Annotated in this window: 1 protein-coding gene; it reads left to right on the plus strand. The window is 42.8% G+C overall.

Features of this window, described 5'->3' with window-relative positions; translation table 11 throughout:
• On the plus strand, positions 1 to 257 hold a 257-nt coding region (locus tag CXF67_RS18410), incomplete at both ends, for a hypothetical protein (RefSeq protein WP_219621001.1).

A 257-nucleotide genomic window follows, 5' to 3' on the forward strand; every position in this document is an offset into this window, starting at 1 on the left:
CTGACTTCTCTACATAACCAACTCGTAGTTGTAGAGACCTCCCCAGGTAATGACATCTTCTTTCTCTCAATAACTGCCGTATCTACATATTTACCCTTTGGTTACTCTTTTGGGCGTTACAATGGTGTGCTTGCTTACCCAAGTAAATATGCCTCTGTATACGATTCCTGTTCGTCAGTACCGAGTTTTGTAGTCTCGCTTTCTTCAGATGTATCCTCACGAATACCACCCTTGCGACTTACTAATGCTTCAAGACG

The sequence above is a fragment of the Psychroflexus sp. MES1-P1E genome (assembly GCF_002836055.1).
Lineage (GTDB): Bacteria > Bacteroidota > Bacteroidia > Flavobacteriales > Flavobacteriaceae > Psychroflexus.